The sequence below is a fragment of the Tardiphaga sp. GW821-FHT12E02 genome (genome assembly GCF_058807155.1).
The window spans coordinates 1,577,851-1,593,421 of sequence record NZ_JBXAQK010000001.1 but is presented as its reverse complement, the minus strand read 5'-3'; the positions used below and the strand labels follow the sequence as shown (position 1 = coordinate 1,593,421).

Annotated in this window: 17 protein-coding genes; 7 read left to right on the top strand and 10 right to left on the bottom strand. The window is 62.3% G+C overall.

The window, feature by feature from the left end; translation table 11 throughout:
- Window positions 1-97 precede the first annotated feature (97 nt).
- Entirely contained in the window at window positions 98-1,276 is a 1,179-nt protein-coding gene (locus tag AC1RQ5_RS07520) for an amidase (RefSeq protein WP_493197974.1), read from the bottom strand.
- A gap of 13 nt (window positions 1,277-1,289) precedes the next feature.
- Complete coding sequence (locus tag AC1RQ5_RS07515) at window positions 1,290-2,525, bottom strand: amidohydrolase family protein (RefSeq protein ID WP_493197972.1); 1,236 nt, start codon at window positions 2,523-2,525, stop codon at window positions 1,290-1,292.
- 260 nt (window positions 2,526-2,785) lie between these two features.
- Between AC1RQ5_RS07515 and AC1RQ5_RS07510 the strand changes: the two genes are divergently transcribed.
- Window positions 2,786-3,202, top strand: coding sequence for a nuclear transport factor 2-like protein (locus tag AC1RQ5_RS07510; protein WP_398475536.1), 417 nt, complete (start codon window positions 2,786-2,788; stop codon window positions 3,200-3,202).
- A 48-nt stretch (window positions 3,203-3,250) separates the two neighbouring features.
- Here AC1RQ5_RS07510 and AC1RQ5_RS07505 read toward each other — a convergent pair whose 3' ends face one another.
- From AC1RQ5_RS07505 to AC1RQ5_RS07485, 5 genes are all read right to left on the bottom strand, one after another.
- On the bottom strand, window positions 3,251-4,207 hold the full coding sequence (locus AC1RQ5_RS07505; RefSeq protein WP_493197970.1) for a Bug family tripartite tricarboxylate transporter substrate binding protein: 957 nt from the start codon (window positions 4,205-4,207) through the stop codon (window positions 3,251-3,253).
- 102 nt (window positions 4,208-4,309) lie between these two features.
- Window positions 4,310-5,269, bottom strand: coding sequence for a Bug family tripartite tricarboxylate transporter substrate binding protein (locus AC1RQ5_RS07500; RefSeq protein WP_493197968.1), 960 nt, complete (start codon window positions 5,267-5,269; stop codon window positions 4,310-4,312).
- A 66-nt stretch (window positions 5,270-5,335) separates the two neighbouring features.
- Complete coding sequence (locus AC1RQ5_RS07495) at window positions 5,336-6,688, bottom strand: hemolysin family protein (RefSeq protein WP_493197966.1); 1,353 nt, start codon at window positions 6,686-6,688, stop codon at window positions 5,336-5,338.
- Window positions 6,689-6,808: 120 nt separating this feature from the next.
- On the bottom strand, window positions 6,809-7,951 hold the full coding sequence (gene aroB, locus AC1RQ5_RS07490) for a 3-dehydroquinate synthase (protein WP_493197964.1): 1,143 nt from the start codon (window positions 7,949-7,951) through the stop codon (window positions 6,809-6,811).
- Window positions 7,948-8,589: a shikimate kinase gene (locus AC1RQ5_RS07485; RefSeq protein ID WP_398475529.1), complete on the bottom strand. Its 642-nt coding sequence runs from the start codon at window positions 8,587-8,589 to the stop codon at window positions 7,948-7,950. Before AC1RQ5_RS07485 ends, aroB begins: the two co-directional genes overlap by 4 nt.
- A gap of 174 nt (window positions 8,590-8,763) precedes the next feature.
- On the opposite strand from AC1RQ5_RS07485, the gene AC1RQ5_RS07480 reads away from it, so the two are divergent.
- The 3 genes from AC1RQ5_RS07480 (at window position 8,764) to AC1RQ5_RS07470 (ending at window position 10,897) form a co-directional block, all read left to right on the top strand.
- Window positions 8,764-8,910, top strand: coding sequence for a histidine kinase (locus AC1RQ5_RS07480; RefSeq protein WP_398475527.1), 147 nt, complete (start codon window positions 8,764-8,766; stop codon window positions 8,908-8,910).
- 192 nt (window positions 8,911-9,102) lie between these two features.
- Window positions 9,103-10,053 carry a site-specific tyrosine recombinase XerD gene (gene xerD, locus AC1RQ5_RS07475; protein WP_398475525.1) on the top strand — a complete coding sequence of 317 codons (951 nt, stop codon included), beginning with the start codon at window positions 9,103-9,105 and terminating at the stop codon, window positions 10,051-10,053.
- Between the two features lie 106 nt (window positions 10,054-10,159).
- Window positions 10,160-10,897 carry a siderophore-interacting protein gene (locus AC1RQ5_RS07470; RefSeq protein ID WP_493197961.1) on the top strand — a complete coding sequence of 246 codons (738 nt, stop codon included), beginning with the start codon at window positions 10,160-10,162 and terminating at the stop codon, window positions 10,895-10,897.
- 111 nt (window positions 10,898-11,008) lie between these two features.
- On the opposite strand, the gene AC1RQ5_RS07465 is transcribed toward AC1RQ5_RS07470, so the two are convergent.
- Window positions 11,009-11,758 carry a methyltransferase domain-containing protein gene (locus AC1RQ5_RS07465; protein ID WP_493197960.1) on the bottom strand — a complete coding sequence of 250 codons (750 nt, stop codon included), beginning with the start codon at window positions 11,756-11,758 and terminating at the stop codon, window positions 11,009-11,011.
- 212 nt (window positions 11,759-11,970) lie between these two features.
- Here AC1RQ5_RS07465 and AC1RQ5_RS07460 point away from each other — a divergent pair, with 212 nt between their 5' ends.
- The 3 genes from AC1RQ5_RS07460 to AC1RQ5_RS07450 all read left to right on the top strand — a co-directional run bounded on the left by AC1RQ5_RS07460 (window position 11,971) and on the right by AC1RQ5_RS07450 (window position 13,535).
- A complete protein-coding gene (locus AC1RQ5_RS07460; RefSeq protein ID WP_493197958.1) occupies window positions 11,971-12,267 on the top strand; it encodes an MliC family protein in 297 nt (98 codons plus the stop codon).
- A gap of 72 nt (window positions 12,268-12,339) precedes the next feature.
- On the top strand, window positions 12,340-13,107 hold the full coding sequence (gene gloB, locus AC1RQ5_RS07455; RefSeq protein WP_398475519.1) for a hydroxyacylglutathione hydrolase: 768 nt from the start codon (window positions 12,340-12,342) through the stop codon (window positions 13,105-13,107).
- A gap of 2 nt (window positions 13,108-13,109) precedes the next feature.
- Entirely contained in the window at window positions 13,110-13,535 is a 426-nt protein-coding gene (locus AC1RQ5_RS07450; RefSeq protein WP_493203345.1) for a cupin domain-containing protein, read from the top strand.
- Between the two features lie 121 nt (window positions 13,536-13,656).
- Here AC1RQ5_RS07450 and yddG read toward each other — a convergent pair whose 3' ends face one another.
- Together yddG and phbB are read right to left on the bottom strand one after the other, a co-directional pair.
- A complete protein-coding gene (gene yddG, locus AC1RQ5_RS07445; RefSeq protein ID WP_493203344.1) occupies window positions 13,657-14,532 on the bottom strand; it encodes an aromatic amino acid exporter YddG in 876 nt (291 codons plus the stop codon).
- A gap of 147 nt (window positions 14,533-14,679) precedes the next feature.
- Window positions 14,680-15,405 carry an acetoacetyl-CoA reductase gene (gene phbB, locus AC1RQ5_RS07440; RefSeq protein ID WP_398475516.1) on the bottom strand — a complete coding sequence of 242 codons (726 nt, stop codon included), beginning with the start codon at window positions 15,403-15,405 and terminating at the stop codon, window positions 14,680-14,682.
- Window positions 15,406-15,571 lie beyond the last annotated feature (166 nt).

Genomic DNA, 15,571 nt, shown 5'->3' with positions numbered 1-15,571 from the left:
GAAGAGGTCTGGCACGCTGAACCGAGAGGCCAATCATTCGACACGACGACGGTGTCTATGGATCCCCGCTTTCGCGGGGATGACATCGGAGAGGTCGTCAGACCTTGCCCAACTCCACCGCCAGCGACAGCAGATCCTCGTCGCAATCGCGTGCGGCCATAATTGACAGGCCGATCGGGCAACCATCCAGTGTTGCCACCGGCATCGACAGTTGCGGCGTGCCGGCATGGCCGGCGACACAGAGCAGCTCGATCGCACGCGCGCGGAAGACATCGAGCACTGCATCGGGCGTCTGTCGCAGCGGTGCAATGCCCGGTGCCGTCGGCAGCACGAGGATCGCGTCATCCGCGAGCAGTACGTTGATCCTGTTGATGATGGACTGACGCAACGGTTTGGCCGCTGCGATCTCGGCCGGATCCATCACCGCCGCCGCAGCAAAGCGCTCTTTTACGCCGGGGCCGAATGACGGCTTCACCGCCGTGATCCATTCGCCCTGCACCGCCCAGGCTTCTTCCGACTGCAACACGCGAAACGCATTGCGCCACGCGTCGCGTTCGCCACCGATGACATCGACCTCTTCGCTGCTCCCCACCAGTGCGATCAGGCGATCGACCGCCGGCTGCAGTGCATCGCGCACTGTCACATCCACCGCAGCAAACAGATCACGCGCAATGAGCAGTTTCTTCGGCTTGCGCGGCGCACGGACGCGATCGAGCAACACATTGCCGACCTTCAGCATCAATTCGGGCGATCGCGCAAACCAGCCGAGCACATCATAACTCGGCGCCAGCGGCACGGCGCCATCAAGCGGAATACGGCCATGGGTGGTGCGGATGCCATAGATGCCGCAATAGCTCGCGGGCAAACGCACCGAACCGCCAGTGTCGGAGCCGATGGCGAAATCAACGAGCCCGCCCGCCGTCGCCGCGGCCGAACCGCTCGACGAACCACCGGGAATGCGGCCGGGCGCGGCCGGATTCACCGGCGTGCCGTAATGCGCGTTCTCGCCATTGAGGCTCCACGCCAATTCGTCCGTATGCGTCTTGCCGACAAGCTTCGCGCCGGCACCAAGCAGACGATCGGCCGCGGGCGTGGATTGTGTCGGCACCGGATGCGTCGCCAGCCATTCCGGATTGCCAGCCGCGGTCGGCACGCCGGCGAGATCGAACACGTCCTTCAGGGCAAAGGTCAGCCCCGTTAGCGCACCTTCTCGCGTCGGCTGCACCTCGATGCGGCCATGGTCCACAAAAGCGCCAAGTGTATCGTTGGTCGGCATCGGTAGTTCCTTATCAAACCGGCTTCAGCAGGCTTGCAGCCGGCCTGACGAAGGTGCGGATCCCGTTCTTGAAGCCGAACACCGGCTGCGCGATCTCGCATACCGCCTCGGCCTTGGTCTCGCAATCCAGCACCACGAGATCGGCCGAATGGCCGACGGCAATGCCGTAGTCCTTCGTGTTCAGCAGCCGAGCCGATTCCGACGTCACCATGTCGAGGCAAGCGGCAAGTTCCTCGGTGCGGCCGATCTGCGCGACATTGGCATAGAGATTGATCATGCGGATCAACGACACGTCGCCGAATGGCGTGAAGGGATTCAGCACATTGTTGGTGGAGATATTCGCCGTCACACCAAGCGCCCGCAAGCGATGCGCCGGCGTGACGCCGCGCGGCACGTTATGATCGTGATCACGGCCAGTGAGAAACAGATCTGTTGCCGGTAATACGGTGACGGCAACGCCGGCATCAGCCAGCCGACGCGCGGCAGCTTCGAAATCCGCACGCGGCATCGCCGAGAGTTTTGTCGCATGGCCGATGGCGACACGGCCGCCCCAGCCGGTGGCTTGGGCCTGACGACACACTTCGCCGAAATTGGCATGCGCAGGATCGAGATCGAAATCGAGATGGAAGTCGATATCGACGTCGAACTCCCGCGCCATTTGGAAAATTTTGGCGATCTGACCATGGGCATCCCGGTCCAGATAAGGCACGCCGCCGACCACATCGGCACCCTCGCGCAGCGCCTGCAGCATCACCTCCTCGCAGCCGGGATCGTCGAGCAGTCCCTCCTGCGGAAAGACGCAAAGCTGCAGATCAATCGCCCAGGCATAATCCTGCTTCAATTTTTTGAGCGCGCGAAAGCTGGTGAGGCCAACGCGCGGATCGACCTCCACATGGGTGCGCATCAGATTGGTACCGTGGCTGATCGCCTTTTCCAGCGTGCGCGCGGCGCGGCGATAGACGTCTTCCTCGGTGAAATCACGTTTGGCCTTGGCGACCTCCGCCACCGCTTCCTGCACCGTTCCGCTGTCGCAATTGCAGCGGCCGAGCAGGCAAGATTTGTCGAGATGCAGATGGGTTTCGACAAAGCCCGGCAGCACCAACCGGCCGTGCAGGTTCTGATCCGGCGCTTCGCCCCTGGGCAATCCGACCTCGATGGCGGCGAAGCGGCCATCCTTGATGCCGATATCGAGAGGGCTTTCCGGCCGATCCACGATGCGGGCATTGCGTAGAATAAGGTCGAACGTCATGGAGGCTCCTGAAGGCACGCGGTGGGCCATCTCACGGCCGACCCGGTGTAGCCGAAAGCAAGAGATACGCCAATGCGCATGCGATCAGGACAGGCCACAATCGATTGAAATTTAAAGGGATATTGAACTTCAAGCGGCTAGAGGCGCCCATTTTTCAGGCTGCTACAGGACGAAGTGCATACAATTTAGGACGCCCAATGAATGCAATCTATTCCTTGCTTTGCTAGGATGTCGCCAGCCTCGATTTCAGGAGACAACCGATGTCGCAACCATCAGCAACCGCGCCCCTTACCGACGACGCCGCATTGGTCGAGCGCTTTCTGGTCGCGTCAATGATCCCAGATCCCGAAACCGCCGGGACCTTCATGTCGGCCGATGTGGACATCACATTCACAGGCGGCCGCAAGTTCAAGCACCCGCGCGACGCCACCGCCTTTAACGCCATGCGCTACAAATGGGTGAAGAAGAAGATGGAGCGTACCGACGTGGCGCCTGGTGACGGCGAGACGGTCGTCTACAACACCGGCACGCTGTATGGCGAATGGCACGACGGCACCACCTTCGAAGGCAATCGCTATGTCGATCGCTTCGTGGTGCGCGACGGCAAGATCGTGAAGATGGATGTCTGGAACGACAGCGCCGAGCGCATTCTCGTTCGCATGGATATCGAGGCCTGACAGCCGCCCGACAGTCCGGATGGAGCAGCGCTCCATCCGGACAACACGCTATTTTTCTGTCTTGAGCAGCACGAGATTGGCGGCGACTTCCTTCGCCACCATGTCGTCCATCTCCTTCGTCGTCATCGGCACCGGTTCGACGCCGATCTTCTTCAGTGCCGCCTGCATCTCCGGCTTGGCCAACACTTTCAGGCCCGCATCGCGCATCTTGTCCACGATCTCGCGCGGCGTCTTCGACGGCACGAATACGCCGATCCAGCTATCGCTCACGCCATCCTTGAGCCCCACTTCGGCCAACGACGGCACATCGGGCAACTCAGCCGAACGCTTCTCTGTCGAGACAACAAGGGCACGTACCTGCCCTTCGCGGATGAGCGGCAAGGCCGTCGCCGCCGGACAGAAGTAGAAATCGATGCGCCCGCCGAGAATGTCGGCGATCACTTCCGGCCCGCCGCGATAGGGAATGTGGGTTGCCTCGAAGTTGCCAGCCCGGCGGAATTTCTCGGCGCTGATATGCACGGCGCTGCCGATGCCGACCGAACCGAAATTGATCGACGAACCCTTGGCCTTGGCATCCTTCAGGAAATCATCCACCGTCTTCCACGGCCGATCCTTTGGAATGATCATGATCTGCGGGCTCGCCCCGATCATGATCACAGACGACAAGTCTTTTGTCGTGTCGTAGGGCAGGTTCGCATTGATGGCCGGCGTAATCGCCAGGGCCGAAGAATGCGCCAGCACCGTGTAACCATCAGGCTCGGCCTTCGCGACCGCTGCGGTCCCGACGGCGCCGCCGCCACCCACGCGGTTTTCGACGACGATGGTCTGGCCCAGTTCGGGCCCGAGCCGTTCAAAGAAAATCCGCGGCACCACGTCGGTCGCGCTGCCCGGCCCGAAGGGAATGACGGCCTTGATCAGCCGGTTCGGCCAGTTGGTTTCGGCCTGGGCTGCCGAGCACAGCAATACGCTCGTCAGGACACAGGACCATCGCAGAAACGTTCTCATCACGCGCTCCAATCCTGCCGTCCGGTTGGACGGCAGCCCGATCTTCGGGTCAATCTTGCATACAATGCAAGAAGCAGACCGCGCGGGGAGCCTTTCACACCGTCACTTTGCGGCCTCGCCCTTGAGCAATTCCTTGTTGGCCAAAATCTCGCGGGCGAGCAGCGCATCCATCTCGGCCGACTTCAGGGGCATCGGCTCGATGCCGATCTTCTTCAGGCTGGCCTGGGTCTCCGGCGCATTGAGTACCTTGGTCCCGGACTGATAGAGCTTCTCGACGATGGCCGGCGGTGTCTTCGACGGCACGAAGACGCCGAACCAGATCGAACTATCGGCATCCTTGAGGCCGGCATCGAGGGGCGTCGGCACCTCAGGCAGATCGCGCGCACGTGTCGGCGTTGACACCACCAATGCACGCACCTGCCCCTCGCGGATCAGCGGCAGGGCCGTGGCGATCGGGCAGAAATAAAAATCGATGCGCCCACCGATAATATCCGTGATGACTTCGGAGCCCCCGCGATAGGGGATATGCGTCGCCTGGAAGCCGGCAGCCGCACGAAACTTTTCCGAACTGATATGCACGGCGCTGCCCACGCCCACCGAGCCGTAATTGATCACTGTGCCCTTGACCTTCGCCGCGGCGAGAAAGTCCTGCACGGTCTTCCACGGCCGTTCATTCGGCACGATCATCACATTCGCCGCATAGCCGATCATCACCACCGAGGTGAGATCCTTCGTGGTGTCGTATGTGAGATTGTTGAAAATGGCTGGTGCGATTGCGATCGCATTGGTCTGCGACAGCAGCGTGTATCCATCCGGATCGCTCTTCGCCACGGCACCGGTACCGACCGAACCACCGGCACCGACACGGTTTTCAATCACGATCGGCTGTCCGAGTTCGGCGCTCAGGCGCTCGAAGAACAGCCGCGGGACGACGTCTCCGGCACTACCCGCTCCGAAAGGATTGACCGCCTTGATCGGCTTTGACGGATAGATGTCGGCATCGGCCGCAGACGACAGTAGTAGACCGGCCAGCACGCACGCCCATCGCACAGACTTGTTCATCGCTCGCTCCCGTTGTCCCGCGCATCGCGCGGCATTCACAGGTTCAAAAGCAAGAACCGGACCGGGTTAGAACGAAGCACCCGCGCGCCGCTTCTTTTCCGGCACTTGCTGCGGTTCGACCGGCACCGGACCGATACGCAGCGCCGTGATCCGGTTGCGCTCACGGCGCAATACGCGGAAGCGGAAGTTGTAGAAGGTAAAACTCTGGCCGCGCTCCGGGATCGAGCGTGCCTCGTGAATCACGAGACCGGCCACCGTCACCGCCTCATCATCCGGCAGATGCCAATCCATCACACGGTTGAGATCGCGGATCGGCACCGAGCCATCCACCACCACGGAGCCATCCGCCTGCGCGCGCACGCCGGCGACGACGTCGTCATGTTCGTCGGAAATATCGCCGACGATTTCCTCGAGGATGTCTTCCAGCGTCACCATGCCTTCCACTTCGCCATATTCATCGACGACGAGGGCGAAGTGTGTCTTGCGGCGGCGGAAGGCCTTCAGCTGATCTGATAGCGGCCGCATCTCCGGCACGAACCACGGCGGCGATGCGATGGAGGCAACATCAATTTTCGACGTATCACCTTCGGCGGCGCGGATTGCACGGAGCAGATCCTTCGCATGCAGGACTCCGACGATGTTTTCCGGCTTCTCGCGCCACAGCGGAATGCGGGTGTATTCGGTGGAGAGCACCTCACGCACCAGTTCTTCCGACGGAAGATCGGCATTCAGCATGGTCATCGCCGTGCGATGGACCATCACGTCGGAGACGGCGAGTTCGCCGAACCGAAACACGTTCTGCAGATATTCGGCCTCGCCGCTCTCGATGCCACCATGTTCGGCGGACTGACCGACAAGCCCCTCGATTTCGACGCCGGTGAGAATCTCATGGGGCGACGCTTCCTTGACGCCGATCATCGACAGTACGCCGCGCGAAGCCGCGTTGAGCAACCAGTTCAACGGAAAGAAAACGATATAGGAGACATAGAGTGGATAGGCGATCCATTGCGACACCGGCTCGGGCTGGCGGATCGCCAGCGTCTTCGGCACCTGCTCGCCGATCACGATATGCAATGACGAGAAGACGAGGAATCCTGTCAGAAACGAGGTGAAGTGCAGCGCCGATTCTGACATGCCGAGCGGATCGAGCACCGGCTTGAGCAATGCAGCCACCGTCGGCTCGCCCACCCAGCCGAGGCCGAGCGAGGCCATGGTGATGCCGAGCTGGCAGCAGGCGAGATAGGGCTCGATATTGTTCATCATCCGCTGCAGCAGATGCGCGCCAAAACTGTTGCGCTCGGCCATCGCCTTGACGCGAAAACCGCGGCTTTTCACCAGCGCGAATTCCGCAGCCACATAGAAGGCATTGGCCGCGAGCAGGAAGACAGCGAGCAGGATATTGACGGTGATCGAACTCATGGAACTTCCGTAATTATTCGTCATTGCGAGGAGCGCAGCGACGAAGCAATCCAGAGTGCGGCGAAGAAAGACTGGATTGCTTCGCTACGCTCGCAATGACGACCCCGGGAAAGAAAAACTCTACGCTGTCAGCTTCCGATGCAGGAAGTCGCGCACCGTAGCAGGATCGACATCATTGGCGATGACAGCCTGACCGATGGCCTCGAGCAAAATGAAGGTCAGCTTGCCGCGCTTCACCTTCTTGTCCTGCGCCATCAGCGCCATCAGCCGGTCCGCGTCCGCGAGACCTTCCTGCGTGAAGCCGGCAATGTCCTGCAAACGCGTCGGCAGACCGGCATCGATGAGATGGCGTTCAACGCGCGCAGCATCGTCAACCGCGATCATGCCAAGCTGCGCCGAGAATTCGGCGGCCAGCACCATGCCGATGGAGACACCTTCGCCATGATAGAGTCGATCGGAGAAACCGGTAACGGCTTCCAGCGCATGACCGAAGGTATGACCGAGATTGAGCAGCGCGCGCTCGCCATTCTCGCGCTCGTCGCGCGACACCACGCCGGCCTTGGCGCGACATGAGGTGGCGATGGCATGTTCACGCGCCGAACCGCCGCGAACGATGTCAGCATGATTGGCTTCGAGCCAGTCGAAGAACGCGGCGTCGCCGAGCACGCCATATTTGGCGACTTCCGCATAGCCGGCGCGGAACTGGCGCGGTGACAGCGTATCGAGCACAGCCGTGTCCGCCACCACCAGCAACGGCTGATGGAAGGCTCCGATCAGGTTCTTGCCCTGCGGCGAGTTGATACCGGTCTTGCCGCCAACCGACGAGTCCACCTGAGCCAGCAGCGATGTCGGCACCTGCACGAAATCAACGCCGCGACGCAGGATCGAGGCTGCGAAGCCGGCGAGATCGCCGACCACGCCGCCACCCAATGCGATCACCAGATCGTTGCGCTCGATCCTCGCAGCGACCAGCGCTTCGGACACGGTTTCGAGGCCGGCATAGCTCTTCGAGCCCTCGCCTTCCTCGACTGCAATATGCGAAGTCGGGATACCGGCTGCAGCCAGCGACTCTTCCGTCCCCTTCAGCCAGTGTTTTGCGACCGTCTTGTCGGTGACGATCGCCGTGCGCGCGCCTGGCCGCAACGCAGCGATGCGCGCGCCGAGAGACGGCAACACGTTGCGGCCGATGACAATGTCATAGGCGCGTTCGCCCAATCCCACATTGACGGTGATCAGATCGGCGTTCTTCAGCGGTGCGGTCATAAACTCGGGCTCAGGGGATCGCCGGCCGGGGTCGGCAGTGCGGATGCCGTATGCGGGCGGAACAGGTGCTCATGCAGCGCCACGATCGCCTCATCGACGATCTTCTCGTGCGGCACGTCGCGGGAATCGATGGTGATGTCGGTCTGTTCGTAGAACGGATGCCGCGCCTCGATCAGCCGTGCGATGGTGCCGGCCGGATCCGGCGTCTTCAGCAGCGGACGATTCTCGCGCTTCTTGACCCGGCGCAGGATCACATCCGCATCGGCCTTGAGCCAGAGCGAGATCGCCTTGTCATGGATGCGCTGGCGGGTGTCATCGCGCATGAAGGCGCCGCCGCCCGTGGCCAGCAGGATCGGCCCGCCCTCCAGCAACCGCGCGATCACCCGCGCCTCGCCGTCGCGGAAATGCGGCTCGCCATGAACCTCGAAAATATCCGGGATCGACATGCCGGCTGCAGCCTCGATCTCGTGGTCGGCATCGATGAAGGGCAGCCGCAGCCGCATCGCCATGCGGCGGCCGATGGTCGACTTGCCCGCCCCCATCATGCCCACCAGCACCACGGCGCGCCGGCCCAGCGCCGCGACGATCGCGGCCTCCTGGGTGGCGCCGGCCAGAGCTGGCAGAACGGTCTCGGACATCAGAAAAACACTCGTAAAATCAGTGGGCGACACTGGATCGCAGCGATTTGCCCCATTCCTGTCATTTATACTACCCCCGAAGGCAGCGTTGCCAGCACCTCGTGCAATCTGTATCCGAACGTGGTGACCACCGCGGGCGGCCCCGAATCGCCCCATCCGCCGAGTTCCCGAGCCATGCCCAGCCTGTTCCGCTTCCTGACGGTCGTCGCTGTCATCGGCGGGGTGATCTATGGCGCCATCTTCGCTCTGGCGAATTTCGTCAATCCGAAGCCGCGGGACATGACGATCACGGTCCAGCCGGACAAATTTCTCAAGAAATAGCGGATAGGGTTTAGGCACGCTCGTCGTGTCCCCTCCCCCAAGCGAAGCGCAGCGGGGAGGGTCAGGGTGGGACTGCCCCACGCTCCGATGTCACGTGGGGCGCCCCACCCGGCGCTTCGCGCCACCCTCCCCACTGCGCGGCTGTGCCGCTTGGGGAGGGAAAGAACCGCGCGTCCACTTCGAGGCCCACGCATGAGCATCCCGTCCGACGCCCGCCTGTCCGCCCTGTTCCTCGACATGCTCGCCGCCGAGCAAGGCGCCGGCGCGAACACCCTCGACGCATATCGCCGGGATCTCGAGGATTTTTCCGAGTTCGCGGCCCGTGCCAAATCCAGCTTCGGTTCGGCCGATACCCAGTTGCTGCGCGACTATCTTGAGGACCTCGACGATCGCGGCTTCAAATCGACCACCGTGGCGCGCCGGCTGTCCGCCCTGCGCCACCTGTTTCGCTTCATGCTGAGCGAGAACATCCGTACCGACGATCCCGCCGCCATCCTGTCCGGCCCCAAGCGCGGCCGCAGCCTGCCAAAGGTGCTGTCGATCGCCGATGTCGATCGCATGCTGGTGCAGGGCCGCAGCATGGCCCAGAGCACCGAGGCCACGCTGCCGCAGCGGCTGCGCCATGCGCGGCTCTATTGCCTGCTGGAGGTGCTCTACGCCACCGGTCTCCGCGTCTCCGAACTGGTCTCGCTGCCCATCACGGCCGCGCGGCGCGATGCACGTATGATCGTGGTGCGCGGCAAGGGTAACAAGGAACGGCTGGTGCCGTTGAATGAGACGGCGAAGACGGCCATGGCAGAGTATCTTGCCGTGATGGCCGAAACGCAGAAGGGCGAGAAGAAAGGTGCCACGTCAAAATGGCTGTTTCCGTCGTCCGGCGAAAGCGGCCATCTCACCCGCCAGCATTTCGCCCGCGACCTGAAGGATCTCGCCAGTGCCTCTGGCATCGCGCCGCGGCTGGTATCACCGCATGTGCTGCGCCATGCCTTTGCCAGCCATCTGCTGCACAACGGCGCCGATCTGCGCATCGTGCAGACCCTGCTCGGCCATACCGATATCTCGACGACCCAGATCTACACCCATGTGGTGGAAGAGCGGCTCAAGAGCCTGGTCCGCGACCTGCATCCGCTGGCCGAGCAATAAAGCGAAACGTGAAATGTCGAGCGTCTCTAAAGAGACGGCCTTGGCGCGAAACCGGATCATTGCCACATAGGCCTTGCCTCGATTTCACTCCATGGATTGCACCTTCTTGACCAAGCATGAAATTACCCGCGTCCGCCACGAGTTGCGCCGACGCCTTCTCACTGTTTCCGCCACCGAGCGCCTCACCCCGCAGATGCAGCGCATCACGCTGACCTCACCGGAGCTGCACGACTTCGTCAGCGCGTCATTCGACGATCACGTCAAACTGATCTTTCCGGGAAGTGGCGACACGCCTGAAATGCGCGAATACACCCCGCGCAGCTTCGACACAGCGCACAACACGCTCGTCCTCGACTTTGCCCTTCACGAAGCAGGCCCTGCGACGGCATGGGCAACCAGCGCCAAGGTCGGTGACACCTTGCAAATCGGGGGCCCACGCGGCTCCGCCGTGATCCCGGACGATTTCGACTGGTATCTCCTGATCGGCGACGAGACTGCACTCCCCGCCATCGGACGACGGCTCGAAGAACTACGGCCGGGTGTACCAGTTGCGAGCTTTGTCATCGGTGAAGCGCAGAACATTGCGACGAAGGCCGATTGGTCGTCGCAATGGATCGCGCGTGACGCCAAGAGCGACGATGCAGCTCAGTTGCAGGCGGCACTTGAAAGCTACGCCTTCCCGCAAGGCGAAGGCTTTGTCTGGATTGCCGCCGAAGCGCAGGTTGCGCGCCAACTGCGCCTCTATGTCACCGGCACCCGCGGCCACAACAAGTCGTGGACCAAGGCGGCTGGTTACTGGACGCGCGGCAAGGCAGACACCAGCGAGAAGTCGATCGAGGATTGATCGACCCCGATCGTCATTGCGAGGAGCGCAGCGACGAAGCAATCCAGAGGGCCACAAAGCAAGGTCTGGATTGCTTCGTCGCCAAGAGGCTCCTCGCAATGACGGAGTTTTCTATTCTTGACTGTCCCGTCGCATCCCGGAACTCGGCACCAGCACCGGCTGCAGCGCCGGAATAAGTTTTGCCCGTTCCCGTTTCGCCGGGAGCGCGCGATAGACCTGTTTGCTGGCCTCGACGATATGCAGCCCCGCAAACGGCATCGACAGCGCTGCGCCAAAGCGCTCCCACATCAGCGCCGAGCGCAGAAACCAACCCATGCCGACCGGCGGCATGAACAGCGCCTCGCTCCAGGCGGTCGGCGTGAACCAGGTCTGCCGCAATAGCTGCGTGATCTGCGAGCGCGAATAGGGTCGGCCATGGCCGAACGGCGTCGAATCCGAGCGCGTCCACACGCCACGCCGATTCGGAATGATCGCGATCATCTTCCCGGACGGGGCGAGCACGCGCCAGACTTCGCGCAACAAGCCCTCGGGATCATCGGAGATTTCCAGCGCATGGACGAGGATGATCCGGTCCACCGCCGCATCCGGTAGCGGCAGCGACATCTCATCCACCAGGGTGGCCAAGGCCGGCTTCGCCGTGGGCCATTTCAGCACCCCCTGCGCCGCTGGCATAAACGCGATGCAGCGCTCGGCATTCTCCCGGAACAGGCCGAGATAGGGCGTGGGATAGCCGATGCCCAGCACGCGCTGGCCTTCGGCATCGGGCCAATGCGCCTTGATGCCACGATTGATCAGCCGCCGCGCCACGATGCCGAGGCGGCGGGAATAGAAATCCCGGAGATCGATCACATCAATGGTCATGAATACGTTCTACCATGCCACATCTGGTGCACGATCCCTCAAATCGCGAATTGCTTGGCGCAACCTTAACGCTCTATGTCGGCGACATGGCGGCGCAGAGCGCGCGCAATTGACAAAACCCGTCAGGCTGCGGCTAGCTTGCATGGCGAGAATCCTGGAGAACCGGCATGGTGTCACGGCGACTTCAAAAATCCGCGGGAATAGCGGCGATCATGGCCGCTGTGATGATGGCGGCGCTGCCGGCCCGCGCCAACCCCGCGACCGTCGATTATCTGTGCAACCCAGCGCTGCCTGGCGGCAGCAAGATCTCGGTGGATTACAATTCTGGCGGCAAATCGATCACATTATTCTACCCCAATGGCGAATCGCTGCGCATGCCGATCCTGCGCTCCGGCTCGGGCTTTCGTTACGGCGAAGGCAATATCCTGATCGCCGGCAAGGGCACGACCACGATTACGCTGCAGATTGGCGAGCAACCTTCACGGCAATGCGTGACGCCGCCGCGCTAGGCGCAAAACGCTGCCAATCACGACACGCGCCCCGCGATGCGGGCGCGTCCAAGAGACGTCAACGGAGTTACCATGGCTGCTGAAATTCGCGTGTTCCCCTGCCTGTCCGACAATTTCGGCTATTTGATCCATGATCCGCAAAGCCTGAAGACGGCGGCCATCGACGCCCCCGAAGCCGGCCCCATTATGAAGGTGCTGCAGCGCGAGGGCTGGAAGCTCACCGATATTCTGGTCACCCATCATCATGCCGACCATGTCGGTGGCATCGCCGAACTGAAAAAGACCTATGGCTGCAAGGTGACCGCGCCGCACGACCAGGGCACTCCTATCCCGCATGTGGATGTCCGTGTCGCGGAAGGCGACACCGTGCAGGTCGGCGCGCTGGTGGCGCGTGTGTTTGAAACGCCTGGCCATACGCTGGACCACATCTGCTACGTGTTCGACAGCGAGCTGGCGCTCTTCTCTGCGGACACGCTGTTCTCGGGCGGTTGTGGCCGGGTGTTCGAGGGCACCTATCCGATGATGTGGCAGTCGCTGAAGAAGCTGCGCATGTTGCCCGACGACTACCGTGTCTATTGCGGCCATGAATACACCGCATCCAACATGAAATTCTGCCTCGGCATCGACGCCAATAACGAGGCGCTGAAGAAGCGCTCCGATGAGGTGACGCAGCTGCGCGCAGCCGGCAAGCCGACCATTCCCGTGCTGCTCGGCCTGGAAAAGCAGACCAATGTGTTCCTGCGCGCCGATGATCCCGCTATCGCCGCCGCCGTGCGCCTCAAAGGCTATAGCGAGGACGACGTGTTCAGCGAGTTGCGCGAGCGCAAGAACAAGTCGTGACGATGCCGACCGCAGCCGACATCATCGCAACGCTCGGCCTGCAACCGCACCCGGAAGGTGGGCATTACCGGGAAACGTTTCGCGATGCCCGTCCGGATGCCGATGGCCGTGCGGCATCGACAGCGATCTATTTCCTGCTGGCGTCCGGCGAACGATCGCACTGGCATCGTATCGATGCGGTGGAGATCTGGCACTATCACGCCGGCGCGCCCCTGATGCTGGAGATCGCGGACGACAACGGACAGCGCGCGATCACGCTGGGCCCGGATCTCGCAGCAGGCCAACAGCCGCAAGGCATAGTGCCGCCGCATGCCTGGCAGGCGGCATCGACGACCGGCGACTGGACTCTGGTCGGCTGCACGGTGGCGCCAGGATTTGACTTTGCGACGTTTGAACTGGCGCCGAAGGGCTGGGAGCCGGGCGGCTAGCACCGCGCACTCTCCCCTCATCCTGAGCAGCCGCGGAGCCGCGTTTCGAAGGATGGCCGCACACGCAGAGCCGGGCATCTCATGGTTCGAGACGGCGCTTCGCGCCTCCTCACCATGAGGGTTAGGAGTTGCGCCGCCAGAACATATCCCTGGCCGCGATCAGCCCGCCGCCGGCGATCAATGCGGCGGCCAGCGCGATATTGGCGCTTGCCTGCGCAAAGCCCGCCAGGATCAGGAAACCGGTCGATAGCAGCGGCGTCGCATAGGAGGCTGCACCCAGCACGCGGATATCGCCGCGTTTCATGCCGATGTCCCAGGTGTAGAACGCCGCGCCGACCGGGCCCACGCCGAGCGCGATGACCGACAGCCATTGCAGCACTGTCTCGGGCCAGATCGTCGTCTCGATGGCGAGATGCGTGATAGCGGCGAGCACGGCCGTGGCAAAACAGAATCCCGCCACTGCATCGGTCGGCACCGCCTTGAGCCGCCGCGACATCACCGAATAGCCCGCCCAGACGAAGGCGGCGCAGAAAGCCGCCAGATATCCGCCGGCATGGCCGGACGAAAAATCCAACGAGACATTGCCCCAGAGCAGCAGCACGGTGCCGGCAAGGCCGAGCAGCGCGCCGAGCATGTGATGCGGGTAGAGACGCTCCCCGGGCAGCAGCGATGAAAACAACACGATCAGCAGCGGCCAGAGATAATTCAGCAATCCGGCCTCAGCCGGCGGCGCGAAGCGCAATGCGATGAAATACAGCGCGTGATAGCCGAACAGGCCGCCGACACCGACCGCCCAGGTCAGCGGCGATTGCCGGAGCGCGCGAATCGCGTCGGGGCGCCAGATCCAGCTGAGCGCCGCCGCCAGCGCACCGATGGCGAAGGTCATGGCGGTCAATTGAAACGGCGGCATGCGGCCTGATGCCACCGTCATGACGGACAGCAACGACCACATCAGAATGGCAGTGAGGCCGACGAGCGTGGCAGTGCGGGAGGTCATCATGGCCCTGTGTCGCAGGCCAGTTCCGGCCCTCATGGTGAGGAGGCCGCTTCTTCAGCGGCCGTCTCGAACCATGAGATGCATGCACATCCTATGAGACGCCCGCAAGGGTGGACTGCTCAGGATGAGGATAGAGCGTGTTTCAGCTTACGCGTGATACTGTCCGCCATTCACCGTCAGCGTCGAGCCGGTGACGAAACCAGCCTCATCTGCAGCGAGAAACAGCACGGCGCGGGCGATTTCCTCCGGCTCGCCGAGACGACCGACGGGGATCAGCGGCAAAATGCTCTTTTCCAGCACGTCCTTCGGCACGGCCTGCACCATTTCGGTGTTAATATAGCCCGGGCAGATCACGTTCACAGTGATGCCGAGCTTGGCGTTCTCCAGCGCCAGCGCCTTGGTGAAGCCGATATCGCCGGCCTTGGCGGCGGAGTAGTTGACCTGGCCGAACTGGCCCTTCTGGCCGTTGATCGACGAGATATTGATGACGCGGCCGAACTTCCGCGCGCGCATGCCGTCGATGACGGGCTTGGTCATGTTGAACAGCGAGCCCAGATTGGTGTTCACCACCGCGTGCCAGGACTCCGGCGTCATCTTGTGAAACGCGCCATCCTTGGTGATCCCGGCATTGTTGACCAGCACATCGACTGGCCCAAGGTCAGCCTCGACCTTCTTGATACCGTCGGCACAGGCCTCGAACGATGCCACGTCCCATTTGTAGACGGGGATGCCGGTCTCGCTCTTGAATTTCTCGGCGGCGGCGTCATTGCCGGCATAGGTGGCGGCGACTTTGTAACCCGCGTCCTTCAAAGCCTTGCTGATGGCTGCGCCGATGCCCCGTGTTCCACCCGTCACCACTGCCACGCGCGCCATGATCGTTCCCTCCACAAAATCACTTCGAAATTATAGTAGCGAGTTAAGCTGGCGATAGGATGAACATCAAGAAAAAACGCCCGACGCATTGCGCCGGGCGTTTTGATTTGATCGACGATGCAACGTCAATCGCTGTGTGCAGTGCAATCGCGCGCTGACATTTTCA